Source organism: Actinomadura madurae (genome assembly GCF_047130825.1).
In the GTDB taxonomy this organism is placed as follows: domain Bacteria; phylum Actinomycetota; class Actinomycetes; order Streptosporangiales; family Streptosporangiaceae; genus Spirillospora; species Spirillospora madurae.
On the sequence record NZ_CP083237.1, the window covers coordinates 3,622,133 to 3,639,686 of the forward strand.

A 17,554-nucleotide genomic window follows, 5' to 3' on the forward strand; every position below is an offset into this window, starting at 1 on the left:
GGCAGCACGGTTGATTGCCTGGAGTGAGCTTCTTGCTAAGGGTGCCGGGCTGCGGCCGGGCCTGTCATTACTACGGAGCGCACAAGTCTTTAGTATCTGGGCACTGTATGGGAATGGGGGAGGCGAACCTCAAGATTGCGGAGGCTCCCAGGAACGTACGGTGACCTGGCGGATGAGGTGCACGTCGGTGAGCGGTCCTGTGGACGCGGCGAATCCGAACCTGACGGCGTTCGGGATGGGCTCGGGGGCGGGGAAGCGCAAGACCTGGCGGAAGCCGTATCCGTCCTGAAAATCGATGTCGACCGTCACCATCGGGGTCGGCTTGCGGGCCATCGCGATGCGGATGATCCGTTTGACCGGTTCGAGCAGGGCTTCGGCCCGCGTCGGCGTGACGTTGGCGGGCATGGTCGCCAACTCGCCGTGGAGTCGGCCCGGCAGTGCCGACCGCCAGGGCCCGGGGGAGGTCTTCTTTCTCATCGTGGCGGCGAGGACGCAGTATCCGTTGACGCCGTTCCCTGGACCGCGGGCGGTCACGATGTTGGGTCCGGGAGGAGGCGGCTGAAACGAGGTCCCGGCCGGGGAACGCCGACGGCAGCCATTTCCGCGCTTTTCTCCGTCGCCGAAGTAGTCGCCCAGCACGTCGAGTCCGATGCCGAGGTAACCGCCGGCGACGCCGGGGACGAAATGGGCGCCCGGCCTGGCGTCCGGCAGTTTCTGGGCGTAACCGAGGCTTCCACCGAACGCGCCCGGCGTGGTGAGCCGTTGGGCGCCGTCAGTGAGGAAGAAGGAGATCCCGTCGGCGGGCGTCCGCGTGGTGTTGCCGTACTGCCACTGCTCGAAGGTCACCTCCAGACCGTCCTGCGCCGGAACCGGTGAGTCGAAGAGCACGGCGCCGGTCTCTTCGACATGGGCATCGGTGAGTTGGAGATAGCCGTGCGGCGCCGCACCCGTTGGTGGGACAGGGCCGGCCGGATCCGGGTGACAGCCGCCGAGCGGATGGTTCGTGGCTTCCGCGACCTTCCCACCGCGCGGAGCACCCGTCAGGCATGCGGCACCGTATCCCACGAAGCGGGCGTCCGCGGTAGCCGCGGTGAACGCCTCGTGGACCAGTACCGAGCCAGGACGCCGGTCTGCCGCCGAAGAACGTCCGGCCGCCACGACCACCGCGACCATTCCTATCGCCGCGATGGCGCGAATCACCCGATGCCTCATGTCGTCCTTCCGCGAACTCGAAAGGTCCTATCCTGCGCATTCATCTGAACACGAGGTCAACGCCGGCGCGCCAGCTTTCCTCGATCATGTCGGTATTGCCGTTAAATCATTACGAGAAAGCGGATCATCTTTTCGATCGGCCACGTCTCGTCATAACCGAGTCATCCATGAATGAATTCGGCTAGCTCGATGTAACACAGGCATCTTGCCCTGCTCACCGCAACCGTCCCGGACAACGGGGATCGGCCGCCGTTCTCTGACGAGCTGCGGAGCCCTCTCGCAGCGTGAGCGGCTCCGGCGGTGCCACGACAACTCCCATGCCCTGCATGCGGCTTGGAGCCGGCATGGGAGCGGAGGCAAGCCAGCAGTACGTCTGGCCAGCATGGGTCGTGTCCGGGACCGCCGGGATTCACGGCCATATGCGCTCGGGCGGGGTGGTTTTCTGTCAGGGAAAGCATACGTTGCCGGGTTTGGTCTTGTTGTGGGTTTCGTTGCTGGCCAAGGTGGGGCCAGGCCGTGCGGTGGAGGGTGTCGGCCGTCGCCGGGTGCAGGGGTTCGGCCTGGCGGCTTCGCCAGTGTCTGCTGAAGCACGTGAGAGTAGCCAGCGTCTGAAGGAGCAATTCCTTGAATACTGCTGTTGCCAGTTCCCGCCTTCTGGGGCGTCGTTCGGTGACGCTGGGGGTGCTGCTCGTCGGGCTTGTGGGGACGCTTGGGGCCGCGCCTGCCTCTCCGCCCGGCGTTGGGAAGCCTGTTGCTGCGGCCTGCCCGGGTGGCTTGGAGGGGAAGGCCAGGTGCTACGCGGGTCGGGACGGCAACGGCGCTTACTACACGGTGGCCGTTCCTAGGCGCTGGAATGGCTCCCTTGTCGTCCACGCCCATGGTGGACCCGATTTCTCCTATGACGAGTCCACCACCGCTGAGGACCTTGAACGCTGGGCCGTCATGGTTGAGCAGGGGTACGCCTGGGCCGGTAGCTCGTACCGGCGAGGCGGTTATGGGGTCAGGATGGCCGCCGCTGATACGGAGAACATGCGGCGTCTTTTTGTCAGGCACTTCAGCCGTCCTCGCCGTACCTATCTCCATGGTCAGTCTTGGGGTGGCAATGTTGCCGCGAAGGTCGCCGAGACTTACGGGAAGCGCGGGGCTTATGACGGGGTACTGTTGACCAACGGGTTCGTGGCCGGGGGCTCCCGCGGTTATGACACGCGCGTGGACCTGCGGATGGTGTACCAGTACTACTGCCGCAACCTGCCCCGCCCTAGCGAGCCGCAATATCCGTTGTGGCAAGGGCTGCCCGCAGATTCGACGTTGACGCCGGATGAGGTGCACGGACGGCTTCAGGAGTGCACTGGCATCGATTCCGCGCCCGCGGACAGGACCTCGCGCCAGCAGCGCAATCTGGACGACATTCTTGCCGTCACCCGCATTCCGGAAGAGTCGCTGGCCACGAACATGCTGTACGCGGCCTTCCTGGTGCAGGACATCGTGTCCAATCGGCTGGGTGGCCGGAATCCGTTCAGCAACCGTGGGGTCAGGTACGACGGCTCGCATGACGACAAGGCGCTCAACGCTGGTGTGGCGCGGTTCTCGGCCGATCCCACCGCGCGTCGCGACCTCTCCTATGACAGCGACCTCACCGGTCGGATCCCTCTTCCCGTCCTCACCCTGCACGCGATCAATGACCCGCAGGTCTTCGTGGAGCATGAGGCGGCCTACCGGTCCACCGTCCGGGCGGCCGGACGAGGCGAGAATCTCGTCCAGACCTTTACGACTGAGACCGAGCACAGCACGTTGAGCAATGCCGAGTACGCCAACTCCCTTGCCGCGCTTGACACATGGGCACGTACCGGCAAGAAGCCCACTTCTGTTTCGATCGCGCGTTCGTGTAAAGCGTTCGACACGGTCTATGGCGGAGGGTGCTTTTACGACGCGAACTTCCGTCCTGCCCCGTTGGCCACGCAGATCCGTCCTCGGCCTGGTGGCCTTCACTGGCCGGCCATGACCGCCGCGCAGGAGCGTGCGTGGAGCCGGATCGACGGCGTGGGCATCGCTCCCTGACGCCGGCTCCCGCGCGGCCGTTCGTGGAACCATGGGGAGCCGACCGCCGGCAGGCGGTGCGACCTCATGGCACGGCGGCATCTGGACGGAGTCCGCGTGGACCGAAGGGCCGAGTATGTGACGCGGCGATGGCGGCGGACCGCGGCAGGGTTCGCCGCCCGGGCCCTTCGGGCGGCCTCGGGAGCCGAGGCCGATGGGCGGCACGCGGTGCTTCCGTTCATCGGCGGGCCGCTCGGCGCCCGCATGGCTCCGGTCGCGGACACCGACGGAGAGGTCCGGCTGGCCACTTTGGAGATAACCGGGGACTACGCCTGGATGAGCGGCATGGTGACCGCTGTGGTGCGGGACGGAGTCCTCGTCGTGGGTGCTCGGGCGCGTCTGATCCGCGACAGCCGAGTGATCGCCGAAGACCTGCGCGTGGCGGCGCTGCTGTGTGAGAACCCGGAGCTGGAGTTCGTCACCCGGCTCAAGGCGGGCGGGGAAGGCCAGGTCGGGTGCGTGCTGTCGCTGGGGTGCGCACAGGCCATCGCCGGCGACGTCGCCGAGACGTACATCCGGCTTGCGCGCGGCGACCGCGTCGATGGCGACCGGCTCTCCGTCCCCGGGTACGGCCACGATCCGCTGCGGGAGGAGGCACTGGGCACCGCGGAGATCAAGGACGTGATCCGCGGGAGCGGGGTCACCATCGCCCGGGCCGAGCCGCTGTCGGGAGAGCTGCGCCGCCACGCCCGCGCCCGCGTCGTCCGGGACGGGACGGTGGTCGCCGAAGCCCTGCGCATTCACTACAGCGCACGGGGCGAACGGCTTGAGGTCTCCAAGACGCCCTTCTCGTTCACCTACCGTCCGGTCATCGCCGAGTCGGGCGAGGACGGAGACCTGCTGATCGATCTTGGTTTCGCGGATCTGCGGCCGGGAGATCACGTCGTCGCCTACGGCGTTCCGGGACTCCCCCAGGAGCGGCGCATCGGTCTGGCCCGCGTCACGCGGGCACCGAGCAGCGCGGGGGCGCCCTGGTTCGACGTCCTGCACGGCTCGGTACCGGCGCGTTGCCGGATCCGCCTGCTGCGGGACGGGGCCGTCCGCGCCGAAGGCAGGTGGTTCGGCGCGGTGGTGGGTGAGGAGGAGTTCGCCCAGGCCGTGCCCGGCGACCTCGTGGAGGCGTACTGGCGGGACGGCGATGTGCGGAAGGATGATGATCAGGGAGGCGAGGGGCACGGCCCTTCGGTGAGGCGGGAACCGGCCATGCCGCAGCCGGTGTTCGATCCCGAGCTGCCCGCGGACGTACGCGCGCTTCTGGCCGCTCACCCGGATGTCCTGGAGCCCGCCGAGGCCTCGCCGCCGGAACCCCGGCGTGCCTGGACGGTCCGCGGCGGCCGGGCGAAGGCGCAGCGGCTCGGACGCGAGGCGCACGGGCGGTACCTGCGCGGCGACGACCTCGACGAGCAGTCCAGAAGTCTGCTCCTGCGTGCGCAGACCGCCGTGGCGGTCGTTCGACGATCGACGGTGAACGGCACCGGGCTGCTGGACGACATCCGCAACGCCGTCGCGCTTCCCGACCAGGAATGGGAGATCGCCCGGACGCTGCGCACCATCACCGAGCTGCGCGCCGCCCAGCGTGCGATCGACCCCGAACGTCTGACCGGTTCGGTCACCGCGGTGCTGCGAGAACGGCAGCAGGCGCTGAACACCGCTCTGGCCTCGGTGACCGAGCGCGTCGTCGCACTGGAGGCCTATGCCCAGCGCACCCGTGTCGCCGATGCCGCCTATGCCGAGTGGATGACCGTGCAGGAGCTGACCGGCCGCGATGACGAGTATCGCGAGCTGCTGGCGCGCACCGTCCGCGACCGGCTCGCCGACGAACAGGTCGCGGCCATGACGTCGGAGGCGCGGCGGATCCAGGAGGCTCTGGACGCGTCCGTCCGCGCCGCCCGGCAGGCCGGAGAGGGGCTGCTCCCCCGCAGCCGGCGTGACGGAGAATCGCCCCGAACCGACCGGGGATGACGCAAGAGTTTTTTGTATTCCGAGGCACGGATCGGGAAGCCGTCCTGAAGCCGATCTGAAGCCGGTCAATGCTTAGATCTCGTTCATGTCACCCCCGAGAGCACGCTCAATTGGAACAGATCTGACACTTCCGTAAAACGGAAGGCGCATTCCCGCCTGACGTCACGAATCCGTCCCTTCGACACGTGTCAGCGAAGAGAGCATCCGGAGTGGTGAGGGGGTTTCGTCGTGCGGGCCGAATGGTGCCGCCGGTCGATGTCCGCCCCGCCCCTCTGATCGTCCCCGGCGGCGAGGCTCGCGGTGCTCCCACCCGTTCCGGGGTGCCGGCACGTCAACGTCCGCTCGGTCGAGATGGTGAGGTTCCTCACGATGCCCTACGTCGTAGCGGGAGTCCTGCTGGTCGGGACTCTCTGCATTCTGGACATGCTGATGACCTTCGCGGTGCTCCGCCGCCTGCGGGATCACTCCACCCGTTTCGCCATGCTCTCTTTCGCCGAGAAGCTGGGGGACACGGGCTATCTGGAACGGTTTGAAAACCGCCGCTTTCCCGAGTTCTCTGTGACCACCACCGGAAAGGTGGGGCTGTCTTCGAGGTCCATGGTCGGGCGATCGTGGTCGATCGGCTTCTTCAGCGCCGGATGCGCCCCGTGCCACGAGCAGGCACCGGCCTTCGGAGCCCTCGGGACCGACGCCGCGCTCGCGGTGGTCACCGGGACGGGAAAGGACGCCGAAGAGCTGCTGGACCTGCTGCCGGGCGAGGCGATGGCCGTCACGGGGGCGGACGCCGCGGCCCTGGCGGAGCTGCTGGACGTCACGATGTTCCCGACGTTCCTTGAGGTGAACGTCTCAGGCCGGATCGTCCGGGCGGACGCCACGATCGCCGAGGCGGACGCCACGGTCACCGCCGGCTCGGCACGGAGCTGAAGTGAACCGAGCGCGGTGGGCGCCTCCCGGGCTTCGGCGTGCGATGCGCCCGGTCGCCGTCCCCTGGAAGGGCCTTGCCGCCGGTCTGGGACGGCTCGCCGCCGCGTCGCTGCTGTGCCTGCGCGCCGGCCCGTGGATGTATCTGGGCCTGCTGGCGGTCACCGTCGTCACGGGCCTGCTGCCCGCCGGCACCGCGTGGTCCACCAAGGCCGTTCTCGACTCCGTCGCGTCCGGGCGTCCGGCCGCGTCGGCACTGTGGTGGGCCGCGGCGCTGGTGGCGATCGGCCTGGTGACCGCGGTCGTGCCGAACCTGTCGGCCTACATGGACACCGAACTGGTGCGGCGGGTGGACCGGCACGTCCAGGACCGCCTCTACAGTGCCGTCTCCTCGTTCTCCGGGCTGGCCCGGTTCGAGGACCCGCGGTTCCTGGACCGGCTGCGCATGGCCTCGCTGGCCACCGGCTCCGCGCTCACTCCTGCCACGACGGGGTTGTTCGACGTCGGACGCAGCGTCCTGACGCTGCTGAGCCTGCTCGTGACCCTGTACGTCCTCAGTCCCGTCATGGCGGTGGTCCTGGTGGGCGCGGCGTTCCCGGCGCTGATGGCCCAGATCCTGCTGTCCAGGCAGCAGGTGGGAATGATGATGGTGCTCTCACCTGCCAATCGGCGATACCTGTTCTACAAGTCGCTGATCACGGACGTGCGCGCCGCGAAGGAAGTGCGTCTTTTCAGCCTGCAATCCTTTCTGCGGGAACGCCTGCTGGGCACATTGACCAGGATCCAGGACGGCGAGCGCCGGCTGGACAAACGGACCGCACTCGTCCAGGCGGTATTGGCTCTGGCCGGGGGCGTCATCGCCGGAGCCGGGCTTCTCTGGGCGGTGCGCGCCGCGTCCCACGGACGGCTCAGCGTGGGTGACGTGTCGGCGTTCGCCGCCGCGGTGGCGGGGGTGCAGGCGGCGCTGGCCGCGCTGGTCAGCGGCATCGGCGCCGCTCACCAGGCGCTGCTGTCGTTAGGGCATCACCTTGAGGTCGTCGGTGCTCCGGACGACTTTCCCGACCCGCCGGCCGGTTCCCGGTTGACGCCCTTGCGTTCGGGCCTCGAATTGCGGGACGTGTGGTTCCGCTATGACGACGCGCATCCGTGGATTCTGCGCGGGGTCAGCCTGACCGTTCCGGCGGGCGCCTCGGTCGCGCTCGTGGGATTGAACGGCGCGGGAAAGAGCACGCTCATCAAACTGCTGTGCCGGTTCTACGACCCGACCCGGGGTGCGATCCTCTGGGACGGCGTCGACATCCGCCAGGTGCCGGTGGCCGAACTGCGCCGGCGGATCGGCGCGCTGTTCCAGGACTTCATGACCTACGACCTCACCGCCGCCGAGAACATCGGAGTCGGTGATCCCCCCGCGCTCCGCGAGCGGCCCCGGATCGAGCGGGCGGCCCGCATCGCCGGCGTCCATGAACAGATCCAGGCGATGCCGCGCGGTTACGACACGCTGCTCAGCCGCGCCTTCCAGGCGGAGGACGGCGATGATCCGGAGGCCGGCGTCGTGCTGTCCGGCGGCCAGTGGCAGCGGGTCGCCCTCGCCCGCGCGCTGCTGCGGGACGACCACGACCTGCTCATCCTGGACGAGCCCAGCGCCGGACTGGACGCCGAGGCCGAGCACCGGATGCACCGGCGGCTGGGCGAGCATCGCGCCGGGCGCACGACCCTGCTCGTCTCGCACCGGCTCAACGTGGTGCGCGAGGCGGACCTGATCGTCGCCCTCGCGGACGGCCGGATCGCGGAACAGGGCACCCATGCTCACCTCTGCCGGGCGGACGGCCTGTACGCCCGGCTTTTCGCCCTGCAGGCCGAAGGCTACGGCGACGCGACATTTCCAAACCCGGAGAACGATAACGGTCGGTCCGCATTGCTCGGCACATTCGACGGAAAGGAAGAAAGCCATGATCAAAGGCATCGAGCGGCTCGCTGACAAGGCGCTGTCGCTGATCCTCCCGGAGACGGACGCCTGGGCCTACAAGACGTGCCAGGTCAACCGCTGCACCGATCGTTGCAGCGACTGGAACTGCTGCCTCGTGGGCAACAGCACCTTCTGGTTCCGGACCTGCCCGAGAAGCAGCAACCCCGCAGACGGGTGTTATGCGCAGTTCAACGGCAAGTGCTGAGGCACTGAGCCGCCACCCCGACGCGGGCGACGACCCGCACCGCACACAAATCTGAAAGGCATGCGGACCGACCGACCTCGCCGGCCGCCGCGACCGTGGGAACGAACGGAGACAGATGGCCGTGCTACTGGTGATCCTGGCGGCGGCGAGCGGCTGCGTCATCGCCGCCAGGATCACCCTCCTCATCGTCACGGTTCGGGGAGGCAGCATGCACCCGACGTTCCACCACGGCGACCGGGTCCTGGTCGCTCGCCGCGGGCCACGCGCCCTGGCGAAGGACGTCGTCGTGCTCGTCCGCCTGCCGGAGGCCCTGAACCCGACCGGCTCCCGCAACGGTCCGTCCCTGGTGCTGAAACGCGTCGTGGCCCTCCCCGGCGACACCGCACCAGGCGGCGTCCCCGTCCCTCCCGGCCACGTCTTCGTCGTCGGAGACGCAGAGGACAGCTACGACTCCCGGCACTTCGGCCCCCTGCAAAGCGACTTGGTCCAAGGCGTGGTATTGACCAGACTCCGAAAAGCCCCACAACCAGCCACCCGAATTCTTCGGGATCGCCGGATGTCGTGATGAACGCACCGAACTGGCCCGTCTAGGTACCGGGCGGGGTGTCCCAGCCGGAGACGAACCATTGGACTTCTCCGGTGGCTGGGTTGTACATCGGGCGGTTTAGGGTGCCGATGTTGGCTCCGTAGACGTGGATTCCGATGGTGGGCTCGTCACCGACGGCCGTTACGGCGTGGACGTCGTCGTCGGTCGTGCAGCACACGGTGACCTGGCCGCGTTCCCAGACGTGCTCACCGGCCGGCGTCAAAGCCTTGCTCGGCTCGGACGCCGCGGGCTTGACGTAGCGGAGTTCGTGTTCGGCGCCCGCGTAGATTCCGGCGACGCCCCAGGTCTCGTGCCCGTGCACGGGTGTGCGTTGGCCTACGTTCCAGACGACGCACACCATTGACCAGCTGTCGTCGGGGGCGATGTAGAGCGGGTAGTTGGCGTGGTGATCTTCCAAGGGCAGGGTGAATTCCGGGGGAAGCCGGTAGTCGCCGGCCAACAGGCCCGACAATCGGGCCGCGACCCGCTTCGTGATCTCGTGTTCGTCGTCGATGCTGCCGACCAACGACGCCACCTCTTTGATGAAGGTGTCCATGGTCAGCGGCCCTTGGCAGTGAAGGTCAGGTGGGTGACGCCGCTTGGCGTGGAGGCGGCCTCGATGTCGTAGGCCTCCTCCAGCGACTCCAGGCCGTCCCAGAGCCGGACGCCCCGGCCGAGCAGGATCGGGACCTGGACCACGTGCATGTGGTCGACCAGGCCTTCGGTGAGGAAGTCGCGGACCACCGTGGGGCCTCCGCCCAGGCGCACGTCCTTGCCATCCGCGGCCTCCTGGGCCACTTTGAGGGCCTCGGCGGGTGAGGCGTTCAGGAAGTGGAAGGTGGTGCCGCCTTCCATCTCGATGGAGGGACGGGGCCGGTGGGTGAGGACGAAGACCGGCGTGTGGAACGGCGGGTTGGGGCCCCAGGCGCCCTTGTAGTCGGGGTCGTCCTGCCAGTTGGGCGGGCCGAACTTGCCGGCGCCCATGATCTCGGCGCCGATGTCGTGGCCGTGCATCACGGCGAAGGCGTTGTCGGCACCGACGCTGCCGCCCCGGCCGCCGCCCATCTCGTACCAGAACCGGGTGGTGAACATCCACTCGTGCAGGCGCTCGCCGGCGTGCCCGAACGGAGCGTCCGGGGCCTGCCCCTCGCCGGTCGCGAAGCCATCGATCGAGATCGCGAGGTTGTGAACGCGTAGCTCGGACATCGGAATGCTCCTTCGATGATTGGAATACCCGCCGGAGTCAGCAGGGAGTCGATGCCTTCAATTTTCGGGAGCCGGTTCGCCTGCGGCAACGAAATGTAAGGACGATGTCCGGAAACTTGGCATCCTCGTCTTTCGACGTAGAGTCTGCGTGTGGACGAACGGCTGATGGTGGTCGTCGGATACGACCGGGCGCAGCTGCTGGACATCGCCTGCGTCACATCGACGCTGATCGAAGCGAACTGGGGCGCGAACCCGCCTTACCGGGTGCGCCTGGCCACCCCGGGAGGCGGGCCGATCACCTGCACCGACGGGATGACGCTGCACGGGCAGGAGTCGCTCGAACGGCTCAGGGGCCCGCTGGACACGCTGATCGTGTCGGGCGGGCTGGGCTACCAGGAGGCCGCGGCCGACCCGCGGTTCGTCGGGCACGTGCGCCGGCTGGCCAAGGAGAGCCGGCGGGTCGCGTCGGTGTGCACCGGCTCCGCCGTGCTGGCCGCGGCCGGCCTGCTCGACGGCAGGCACGCCGCCACGCACTGGATGTGGGTCGACAAGATCGCCAAGTCGTATCCGAAGGTCACCTTCGACCCCGAGCCGATCTACATCCGTGACGGCGACGTCGCGACCTCGGCCGGCGTCACCAGCGCGCTCGACCTGACGCTCGCGTTCATCGAGGAGGACCACGGGCCGGATCTGGCCCGCGGTGTGGCGCGGTTGGTGGTGACCTACCTGCAGCGACCGGGCAACCAGGCGCAGATGAGCATGTTCGTCGCGACCGCGCCGCCGCCCGAGCACAGCCTCGTCCGGCGGATCACCGACCACGTCGCGAGCAACCTCGACGGCGACCTGAGCACCGCCGCCCTGGCTCCGCTGGCGGGGGTCAGCCAGCGCCACCTCACCCGGCTGTTCCTGGAGCACCTCGGCCGCACGCCGGGACGGTACGTGCGGCAGGCCCGCACCGAGGCGGCCGCCCACCTGCTGGCGACGACGACGCACCCGCTCACGAGCGTGGCGCGGCGCTGCGGATTCGGATCCGCCGAGACGCTGCGCCAGGCGTTCGTCGACCTCTACGGGATCGCGCCCTCGCGTTACCGCTCGGCTCACTCGCGGTGATCGGCGAGCGCGGCGGGGAGGTCGGCGAGGGAGCGGATCACGATGTCCGGTGGGCTGCCGTCCGGTTCGAACGTGCCGCCTGAGCGGTCGACCCAGGCCGAGCGGAGTCCGGCCGACTCGGCGCCGATGATGTCGAACGGATTGCTCGACACCAGGCGCACCCGCGATGGCGCCCGGTCGAGGCGTTCGGCCGCATGACGGTAGGTGCGGGGTGACGGTTTGTACGCCCGTACCTCGTCGACGCTGATGACCTCGGCGAAGTACCGTCGCAGTCCGGTGGATTCAAGGATCGCGTCGAGCATCGCCGGCGCGCCGTTGGACAGGACGGCCAGGACGTGCCCTTGTTCGAGGAGGGCTTCCAGCGCCGGAGCCGCGTCGGGGAACGGTTCGAGGTCGTTGTAGCGCGCGATCAGCGTTTCCTTGTCGCTGTCCTCCAATTCGATGTCGAGGACGGCGAGCGCGTGGTCCAGCGCTTTGCGCGTGCACCAGGTGAAGTCCTCGTACCGTCCCATGGCGGTGAGGCGGAAACTGATGTCGAGTTGTTTCTGCCGCCAGATTGTGGCGGCCTTGGACGCATCGGCGGAGGACAGCCGTTCCTCCAGGTCCTTCGCGATCCCGATGGGGTCGACGAGGGTTCCGTACACGTCGAAAGCGAGCGCTTCAGAGCTCGGCAACTTGGTTCCCTTCCGTCACTGCTCCGCGTCTTGGACCGCGTGCGACCGGGGGCTTCGTCGTCAACGATCGCCTCCACCGGCTCGCGGGTCGTGCGCTGGGTGCTGAGCACATGGTCGGGGTCGGCATACCCGAGCGCGACACCGCCCACGATGGTCTGGCCGTCGGGAATCGACAACTGGTCGCGCAGGATGCTCACGTCCGGCTGGCGGCCCCGCGGGGGTCAGTGGTGCCAGGGGAGGCGGATCGGGGCGGTGGGGACGCGGCCCGCGAGGAGGTCGGTGAGGAGGTCCGCGAGCTTGAGCGGGTAGACCGACTCTTCCTCCGCGCTCGCCAGTTCCTTGAGCGTCCACCAGCGGTGGGCGCCGACGTGCTCGCGTTCGATCGGGGTGAACCCCGCGGTGTCGATGTCGTATGCGGCCGTGCGGAGCAGGAAGAAGTCGTCCCGGAACAGGCCCTCGGCCCAGCCGAGGTCCGCGTAGCCGGAAGTGAGGGCGATCCGGGGGCCGAGGTCGTCGGGAGTGACGACCAGGCCGGTCTCCTCGCGCAGCTCGCGGGCCGCGGCCGCGCGCAGCGTCTCGCCCTGCTCGACGCCTCCGCCCGGAGTGATCCAGCAGTGGCCCGCCTCGGGCCGGCCGGCGACCTTCGGCCAGCGGAACAGCAGGACGCGGTCGGCGTCGTCCACCAGCAGCACGCGGGCGGTACGCCGGCGGTAGACCTCGTCGGAATCCTCCATGCCGATCATCCTTCCAGCCCGCGCACCCTCCGGCGGCTATTGCCAGGTCAGAGGCGGCCTGCTAGGAATGGGCGCTATGTCCAGAACGGGAATGGACGTCGAGTCCAAAGTGGTGCGGGAGGCGACGGGCACGGCCAAGGCGCTCGTCAAGGGGCTGGCCCTCGTCGACCTCGTCGCCGAGGCCGGGCCGCGGCGCCTGACCGACCTCGTGGAGGCCAGCGGCGTCCCGCGCGGGACGGTGCTCCGCCTGCTCGACGTGCTCTGCGGGAGCGAGCTGCTGCGCACCGACGCGGCCGGACGGTACGAGCTCGGGCCGCGCGCGGCCGTGTGGGGGCAGCGCTTCCTCGACCGGCTGGACGTCCGCGAGCGGGCCGAGGACCTCATGCGCGGGCTCACCGAGCGGACGCGCGAGACCTGCTACCTCGGCGTCCGGCAGGGGCTGCAGGTGCTGTACATCGCCAAGAGCGACAGCCCGCAGGCGGTGCGGCCCGCGGCGGTCGTCGGCAGCGTGAACCCGCTCTACTCGACCGGAATAGGGAAGGCGCTGCTCGCGCACGCCGACGAGGCCACCGTCCGCGCCGTCCTGGACGGGCCGCTGACCGCGCGCACGCCCAACACCATCACCGACGCGGACGCGCTCGCCGCCGAACTCGCGGTCACCCGGCGGCGCGGCTACGCCGTGGACGAGATCGAGAACGAGGACGGCGTCCGGTGCGTGGCCGTCCCCGTGTTCGACCACACCGGGACGGCCGTCGCGGCGCTGTCGGTGTCGGCGCCGGCCTACCGGTTCCCGCGGGAGGACCTGCCCGCCATCGCCGAGCTGGCCCTGGAGGCCGTCGCGGAGCTGTCCGCGCGGCTGGGCCACCGAACCGCAGGACACGACACCAAGGAGGTCTCATGAGCGAGACTGCCCCCGCGCCGTCCGGCGCCGGCGAGGGCTGGCGCGGCGCCGTCGGGAAGCTGGCCGCGGACGAGGTCGCGGCCTTCCTCGCCGAGGGCCAGATCGCCCGGCTCGCCTGCCTGGACGAGAACGGCTGGCCGTACGTGGTGCCCTGCTGGCACGAGTGGGACGGCTCGTCGTTCTGGGTCGTCCCGCGGGAGCGCTCCGCCTGGGGCCGCTACCTCGCGGAGGACGGGCGCTGCGCGATCACCGTGGACGAGGCGGGGACGCAGCGCAAGGTCGTGGCGCAGTGCCGGGCGCACCTCGTGGAGGAGCCCTGCCTGGACGGGGAGTGGCTGCCGATCGCCGAACGGATGAGCGTCCGCTACCTGGGCGAGAACGGTCCCCGCTACCTGGAGCCGACGCTGGACAAGCCGCGCTGGCTGTTCCGCCTGGAGCCCGTCGCCCTCAAGACCTGGCAGGGCAACGACTGGGCGGAGCGCTACAAGTGACCGTCCGGCCCGATGCCGGCGGGGACGTCGTGGAGATGGCGCGGGCGCTGATCCGGATCCCGAGCCCGAACCCGGGTGGGGACGAGCGTGCGGTCGCCGGGGCGCTGACGGAGCTGGCGGTGGACGCCGGACTGCCCGCACCGACCGTGCTGGAGCGTTCCAGCACCCGCCCCAACCTGCTCTTCACCCTCGACTTCGGTCCGGGCGGACGGCACCTCGTCCTGTGCGGCCACATGGACACCAAGCCGATCGGCGACGCGGCCTGGTCGGTGGACCCGCTCGGCGCCGAGATCTCCGGCGACCGCCTGTACGGGCTCGGCTCGGCGGACATGAAGGGCGCGCTGGCCGCCATGGTGCTCGCCGCGCGGAACCTGGCGCGCGGCGGCGCGCTCCGCTCGGGGCGCCTGTCGCTGCTGTTCACCGCCGACGAGGAGGACGGCGCCTACCACGGAGCCCAGTACCTCGCCGAGGAGGGCCGGGACCTCGGCGCCGACGCCGTCCTCATCGGCGAGCCCGGCGGTCTGGAGGACGACTACGACACGCTCCACCTCGGCAGCCGCGGCATCGCGCGGCTCCGGGCCGTCGCGTACGGGCGGCAGGGCCACTCCAGCCTGTCCGGAACGGAGGGCACCCGGAACGCCGGGGTGGACGCGGCGCACGCGGCGGTGGCACTGGCCGGGCTGTCCATCCCGTCCCCGGAGGACCCGTACGGCATCCAGGGGTGGACGACGACCGTGAACACCGCGCTGGCGTTCCGGGGCGGCGTCGGGTTCGGCGTGCTGCCGGGGCGGATGGGCGTCGACACCGAGGTGAGGCTCCTGCCCGGGACGGGCCGCGACGACGTCCGGGTGCCGGTCACCGAGCTCGTCGCCGAGGTGGCGGCGCGCACCGGCGCGAACCTGGAGGTCGAGTTCGACGAGCAGGGCTACCTGCCCGGGACGGTGTCGGACCCGTCCGGGCCGCTGCCGGAGGCGGTGCGCGCCGCGTGCCGGACGGTGCTCGGCCGGACGCCGCCGGACGCGATGTTCCCCGGCACGACCGACGCGGCATTCCTGCAACCGGCCTGGAACGTTCCGGTGCTGCCCGCGTTCGGGCCGGGGCTGCTGCGCCGGGCGCACGGCGCCGACGAGTGGGTCTCGATCGGCGCGCTGCGCCGCGCGGTCGACCTGTACGCGGGCGTCGCCGCCGCCTTCTGCGCAGCGAGTGGCCGAGAGGAAGTACACGTCGGGGGACGCGAGAGAGGAGAGGGTCCATGACGACCCTGACCGCCGGACGGGCCGCGCGGTTCGCCCCGGCCGGCACGCTGATGCCGCTGAGCGGCCTGGCGCTGGTGCTGGTCGCCGCCGCCCTGCTGACCCCCGGCTTCTATTCCGAGGCGAACCTGCGCCTCGTGCTGTTCCAGGCGGGCCTGATCGGCGTGACCGCGGTCGGCCAGACGGTCGTCCTGCTCGGCCGCGGCATCGACCTGTCGGTCGGCGCGGTGATGGGGCTGACCACCGTCATCGTCGCGACGCAGACCGACGGGGACGGCGGGAAGCTGCCCGCCGCGCTCCTGCTCGCCGCGCTGGCCGGGATCGCGATCGGCGCGGTGAACGCGGGCCTGGTCGTGCTGCGCGGCGTCCCGCCGTTCGTCGCGACGTTCGCGGTGTTCGTCCTCGTCCAGGGCGCCATCACGGCGTGGACGCGGGGCGCGGCGGCGGGCGACATCCCGCGGGCGGTGCAGACGCTCGGGTCGGGCCGCGTCCTCGGCGTCCCGACGCCGCTGTGGGTGTTCGCCGCGATCGCCGCGGCCGCGGCCGTCGTGCTCGCCCGCACGAGCGCCGGGCGGCGGCTGTACGCGACCGGGGCGAACCCGCGGGCCGCGCGGCTGTCGGGCATCCGCACCGGACGGGTCATCGCCGCCGGCTACGTCGCCAGCGCGCTGCTCGCGGTCCTGGCCGGGCTGATCAGCGCGGGCTACGCCGGGCACGTCGACGCCCAGCTGTCGCGCAGCCTGGACCTCAACTCGCTGGCCGCGGCCGTCATCGGCGGCGTCGCGCTGAGCGGCGGGAAGGGCCACATCGGGCACACCGTCCTCGGCGTGGCGCTGCTCGCGGTGCTGATCGTCTGGATGATCCAGCTCGGCGCCGGGACGGGCGGGCAGCTCGCCGTCCAGGGCGCGGCGATCCTGCTGGCCACGTGGCTGCGCCAGCGCGGACCGGCCCCGGCGGGCACCCGATGAGCGCCCCGGGGCGCCGCCGGACCGGACCGTCCGGCACGCGCCGCCGCAGCACCCTCCGTCTCCGCTTCGAGGAGGTCGTCCCCGTGCCGTTCCGTCTCCCCAGGGCCGCCGTGGCGGCGGTCGCCGCGGGCGCGCTCGTGCTGGCCGGCTGCAGCACCGAGCGGGAGTCGCCGGGCACCGGCCTCGGCGCCGCCGCCGACTGCGGCGGGTCCGTCGCCGAGGCGTTCCGGCAGCAGTACGCGCAGAGCTGGCGCGAGGCCGGCGAGGCGATCGGCCTGCCGGGCCTGACCCCGGTCGCGGGGACGCAGGTCTGCCAGATCGACACCGGCCGCTTCGCCAAGGACCGTCCGAAGAAGGGCTACCGGATCGCGTTCGCCGCGCAGGGGCCGACGAACGCGTGGGCCACCACCAACGAGGAGGCGTTCAAGTACCGCGCGAAGCAGCGCGGCGCGAAGGTCCTCTACGCGTCCGCGAACGGGGACGTGAACAAGCAGGTCGACAACGTCCAGCAGCTCGTCGCGCAGCGTCCCGACGCGCTCGTGGTGGTGCCGATGGGGGACGCGATCACCGGGCAGGTGCGGGCCGCCGCGAGCCAGGGCATCCCCGTCGTGGTGTGCTCGGGACGGCTCGCCCCGGGGTCCGGCGCGGTCAGCACCGTCACCCGCGACTACGAGCTGCAGGGCACGCTGTGGGCCGAGTGGATCGCGCGGCGGATCGGCGGCCGGGGCAAGATCGCGATGCTGTCCGGCATCGCGGGCGTGCCGACGGCCGAGCTGCCGAAGAAGCAGGCCGAGAAGATCTTCGCGAGCAAGTACCCGGGGATCCAGGTCGTCGCCAAGCAGAACACCGACTGGTCGGCCACCAAGGCCAAGACCGTCGCGGCGCAGCTCCTCGCCCGCCACCCCGACCTGAAGGCGATCTGGTCGGACTCGGCCATCACCGACCTCGGCGTGTACGAGGCGTACAGCCAGGCGGGCAAGCCCGTGCCGCCGCTGACCGGTGACGTGACGAACGCCTTCCTCAAGGCCGTCCAGGGCAAGAACGTGCCGTTCGCGCTGAGCGCCTTCCCGCCCGAGCAGAGCGCCCAGTGCCTCGACACGGCGCTGGACGTCCTCGCAGGCAAGAAGGTCGCGAGCCAGGTCAACGTGGACGCCGCCGTGTTCACCGACGAGCAGATCGCGCGGTACGTGCGCCCTGAGTGCAGCGACGACCTCGCCGTCCCCTCCGCCCTCCCGGCGGACCTGCTCAAGAAGCTCAAGCTCTGCTGA

At 70.3% G+C, this 17,554-nt stretch carries 17 protein-coding genes; 12 read left to right on the forward strand and 5 right to left on the reverse strand.

Features of this window, described 5'->3' with window-relative positions:
* Nucleotides 1–129: 129 nt before the first annotated feature.
* Nucleotides 130–888 (reverse strand): hypothetical protein, encoded by a 759-nt coding sequence (locus K8Z49_RS16345; RefSeq protein ID WP_412519513.1) that lies wholly within the window; start codon nt 886–888, stop codon nt 130–132.
* A gap of 1,155 nt (nt 889–2,043) precedes the next feature.
* On the opposite strand from K8Z49_RS16345, the gene K8Z49_RS16350 reads away from it, so the two are divergent.
* The 6 genes from K8Z49_RS16350 to K8Z49_RS16375 all read left to right on the forward strand — a co-directional run bounded on the left by K8Z49_RS16350 (nt 2,044) and on the right by K8Z49_RS16375 (nt 8,928).
* Complete coding sequence (locus K8Z49_RS16350; protein ID WP_412521087.1) at nt 2,044–3,270, forward strand: DUF6351 family protein; 1,227 nt, start codon at nt 2,044–2,046, stop codon at nt 3,268–3,270.
* A 96-nt stretch (nt 3,271–3,366) separates the two neighbouring features.
* Nucleotides 3,367–5,271, forward strand: a complete 1,905-nt coding sequence (locus K8Z49_RS16355; RefSeq protein WP_412519515.1) for a hypothetical protein — start codon at nt 3,367–3,369, stop codon at nt 5,269–5,271.
* Between the two features lie 369 nt (nt 5,272–5,640).
* The gene (locus tag K8Z49_RS16360) at nt 5,641–6,195 is read left to right on the forward strand and encodes a hypothetical protein (protein ID WP_146877234.1); all 555 of its coding nucleotides are present in this window, start codon (nt 5,641–5,643) and stop codon (nt 6,193–6,195) included.
* 1 nt (nt 6,196) lies between these two features.
* Nucleotides 6,197–8,170, forward strand: a complete 1,974-nt coding sequence (locus K8Z49_RS16365) for an ABC transporter ATP-binding protein (RefSeq protein WP_412519517.1) — start codon at nt 6,197–6,199, stop codon at nt 8,168–8,170.
* Nucleotides 8,142–8,363: a hypothetical protein gene (locus K8Z49_RS16370; RefSeq protein WP_021592243.1), complete on the forward strand. Its 222-nt coding sequence runs from the start codon at nt 8,142–8,144 to the stop codon at nt 8,361–8,363. Before K8Z49_RS16365 ends, K8Z49_RS16370 begins: the two co-directional genes overlap by 29 nt.
* 115 nt (nt 8,364–8,478) lie before the next feature.
* Nucleotides 8,479–8,928, forward strand: coding sequence for a S26 family signal peptidase (locus K8Z49_RS16375; protein WP_021592244.1), 450 nt, complete (start codon nt 8,479–8,481; stop codon nt 8,926–8,928).
* A gap of 22 nt (nt 8,929–8,950) precedes the next feature.
* Here K8Z49_RS16375 and K8Z49_RS16380 read toward each other — a convergent pair whose 3' ends face one another.
* Entirely contained in the window at nt 8,951–9,505 is a 555-nt protein-coding gene (locus tag K8Z49_RS16380; RefSeq protein ID WP_111829904.1) for a hypothetical protein, read from the reverse strand.
* Nucleotides 9,506–9,507: 2 nt separating this feature from the next.
* Nucleotides 9,508–10,155, reverse strand: coding sequence for a dihydrofolate reductase family protein (locus K8Z49_RS16385; protein ID WP_412519520.1), 648 nt, complete (start codon nt 10,153–10,155; stop codon nt 9,508–9,510).
* 150 nt (nt 10,156–10,305) lie between these two features.
* On the opposite strand from K8Z49_RS16385, the gene K8Z49_RS16390 reads away from it, so the two are divergent.
* Nucleotides 10,306–11,265: a GlxA family transcriptional regulator gene (locus tag K8Z49_RS16390; protein ID WP_075022533.1), complete on the forward strand. Its 960-nt coding sequence runs from the start codon at nt 10,306–10,308 to the stop codon at nt 11,263–11,265.
* Here the strand turns inward: K8Z49_RS16390 and K8Z49_RS16395 are convergent.
* Complete coding sequence (locus tag K8Z49_RS16395) at nt 11,253–11,939, reverse strand: haloacid dehalogenase type II (RefSeq protein WP_412519522.1); 687 nt, start codon at nt 11,937–11,939, stop codon at nt 11,253–11,255. The genes K8Z49_RS16390 and K8Z49_RS16395 overlap by 13 nt on opposite strands.
* Nucleotides 11,940–12,160: 221 nt before the next feature.
* Nucleotides 12,161–12,673, reverse strand: coding sequence for an NUDIX hydrolase (locus K8Z49_RS16400; protein ID WP_021592250.1), 513 nt, complete (start codon nt 12,671–12,673; stop codon nt 12,161–12,163).
* A 76-nt stretch (nt 12,674–12,749) separates the two neighbouring features.
* Here K8Z49_RS16400 and K8Z49_RS16405 point away from each other — a divergent pair, with 76 nt between their 5' ends.
* From K8Z49_RS16405 to K8Z49_RS16425, 5 genes are read left to right on the forward strand one after another with little or no spacing between them, the layout of a single operon-like run.
* A complete protein-coding gene (locus K8Z49_RS16405; protein WP_161791011.1) occupies nt 12,750–13,574 on the forward strand; it encodes an IclR family transcriptional regulator in 825 nt (274 codons plus the stop codon).
* Nucleotides 13,571–14,065: a pyridoxamine 5'-phosphate oxidase family protein gene (locus K8Z49_RS16410; protein WP_021592252.1), complete on the forward strand. Its 495-nt coding sequence runs from the start codon at nt 13,571–13,573 to the stop codon at nt 14,063–14,065. The genes K8Z49_RS16405 and K8Z49_RS16410 overlap by 4 nt, the downstream gene beginning before the upstream one ends.
* Nucleotides 14,062–15,321, forward strand: coding sequence for a M20 family metallopeptidase (locus K8Z49_RS16415; RefSeq protein WP_412519525.1), 1,260 nt, complete (start codon nt 14,062–14,064; stop codon nt 15,319–15,321). The genes K8Z49_RS16410 and K8Z49_RS16415 overlap by 4 nt, the downstream gene beginning before the upstream one ends.
* Nucleotides 15,318–16,286, forward strand: a complete 969-nt coding sequence (locus K8Z49_RS16420; RefSeq protein ID WP_412519527.1) for an ABC transporter permease — start codon at nt 15,318–15,320, stop codon at nt 16,284–16,286. Before K8Z49_RS16415 ends, K8Z49_RS16420 begins: the two co-directional genes overlap by 4 nt.
* Nucleotides 16,244–17,554, forward strand: a complete 1,311-nt coding sequence (locus K8Z49_RS16425) for a substrate-binding domain-containing protein (RefSeq protein WP_024935027.1) — start codon at nt 16,244–16,246, stop codon at nt 17,552–17,554. The genes K8Z49_RS16420 and K8Z49_RS16425 overlap by 43 nt, the downstream gene beginning before the upstream one ends.

Coding starts and splice junctions, on each gene's coding strand:
- K8Z49_RS16375 (WP_021592244.1), top strand. CDS start 8,479: ATGGCCGTGCTACTGGTGATCCTGGCGGCGGCGAGCGGCTGCGTCATC.
- K8Z49_RS16410 (WP_021592252.1), top strand. CDS start 13,571: ATGAGCGAGACTGCCCCCGCGCCGTCCGGCGCCGGCGAGGGCTGGCGC.
- K8Z49_RS16420 (WP_412519527.1), top strand. CDS start 15,318: ATGACGACCCTGACCGCCGGACGGGCCGCGCGGTTCGCCCCGGCCGGC.
- K8Z49_RS16380 (WP_111829904.1), bottom strand. CDS start 9,505: ATGGACACCTTCATCAAAGAGGTGGCGTCGTTGGTCGGCAGCATCGAC.
- K8Z49_RS16405 (WP_161791011.1), top strand. CDS start 12,750: ATGTCCAGAACGGGAATGGACGTCGAGTCCAAAGTGGTGCGGGAGGCG.
- K8Z49_RS16385 (WP_412519520.1), bottom strand. CDS start 10,155: ATGTCCGAGCTACGCGTTCACAACCTCGCGATCTCGATCGATGGCTTC.
- K8Z49_RS16360 (WP_146877234.1), top strand. CDS start 5,641: ATGCCCTACGTCGTAGCGGGAGTCCTGCTGGTCGGGACTCTCTGCATT.
- K8Z49_RS16370 (WP_021592243.1), top strand. CDS start 8,142: ATGATCAAAGGCATCGAGCGGCTCGCTGACAAGGCGCTGTCGCTGATC.
- K8Z49_RS16400 (WP_021592250.1), bottom strand. CDS start 12,673: ATGGAGGATTCCGACGAGGTCTACCGCCGGCGTACCGCCCGCGTGCTG.